At 71.9% G+C, this 1,153-nt stretch carries 1 protein-coding gene and 1 pseudogene; both read left to right on the top strand.

From position 1 onward, the window contains the following. Nucleotides 1–198: pseudogene (locus ACYVE9_RS27715) on the top strand (hypothetical protein); the annotation flags it as partial. A 132-nt stretch (nucleotides 199–330) separates the two neighbouring features. After that, complete coding sequence (locus ACYVE9_RS27710; protein ID WP_461030638.1) at nucleotides 331–1,038, top strand: LmeA family phospholipid-binding protein; 708 nt, start codon at nucleotides 331–333, stop codon at nucleotides 1,036–1,038. Nucleotides 1,039–1,153: the final 115 nt, after the last annotated feature.

The raw sequence follows: 1,153 nt of genomic DNA, 5'->3' as shown, positions 1-1,153 counted from the left end.
ATCGCGGCGGGCAGCCTGGGTGAGCTGGGCGCGTCGGGTGCCGTGCTGGGCGCGGTCGCGGGCGGCTGCGCGCTGATCGGGCTGCGGGTGGCCAGTTACGACTTCCCGTCCCGGTTCGTGCACATGACCGCCGGTGTGGCACTGCCGCTGTCCGTCGCCGCGCCCGCCGTCTACCTGCTGGGCCGCGTCGTCGGCTGATCCACCGCGCCTGCCCTCGCGGGCGCGGTGGAAGCCGCGCAGGCGGCCGGCCGGACCGGCGGGTGTGGCGGCTCGGGCATGCTGGGGGCCACGGAGTAAGAACGGCCATCTAATGAGGGAGCACCGGATTTCATGCGTGCGCTGCGGATCACTCTGATCATCGTGCTCGTACTCGGCGGGCTGTTCGTCGGCGCGGACCGGCTGGCGGTGACGCTGGTCGAGGACCGGCTGGTGGACGAGGTCAAGAGGGCGCAGAACGCGAAGGAGGCGACCGTCTCCATACACGGCTTCCCGTTCCTCACCCAGATAGCGTCCAAGGAGCTGGAGTCGGTGGACATCTCGCTCACCGGCGTGACCAGGGAGACCGCCGAGGGCTCCCTGCGGGTGAGCGAGTTCGACGTCGAGGCGCGGGACATCCAGCTCGCGGACGACTACTCCGGCGGCGTCGCCGACCGGGCGACGGGCACCGCGCTGCTGTCCTACGGCGACCTGACGGCCGCCGCCGACGAGAACGTCCGGGTCGAGTACGGCGGCCCGTCGACGGACGGCGAGGCAAAGGTGAAGGTCACCGGCAGTGTGGACCTGCCGGTGCTGGACCAGCCGGTGGAGCGGTCCACGACCAGCACCGTCAGCGTCGAGAACGGCGACACCATCCGGCTGCACGCCGACGAGATCCCCGGCTCCGACATCCCCGGCCTGGAGAACCTGATCCGCGAGCGCATCGACTACACCCGGAAGATCGACGGCCTGCCCTCGGGCGTGCGCCTGGAGAAGATCGAGACGAGCCGGGAAGGCGTCGAGGTGCACTTCTCCGGCTCGGACGTCAACGTCACCGGCTGAACGCTCCGGCTGGGAGCGCCCCACGGATGATGGGACCCCGGCCGGACGTCGGCGGTGTGCCGGCCCGGGAGCGGCAGGCCGGTGGGCGACGCGGGCCGCTCCTGGCGGGCGGGCA

This window comes from Streptomyces sparsus (assembly GCF_054776295.1).
The sequence above is the reverse complement of the archived record's forward strand: the minus strand, read 5'-3'. Positions and strand labels throughout refer to the sequence as shown.

What these genes read in the sequence shown, in the direction of transcription:
- ACYVE9_RS27710 (WP_461030638.1), top strand. Translation starts at nt 331, where the DNA reads ATGCGTGCGCTGCGGATCACTCTGATCATCGTGCTCGTACTCGGCGGG.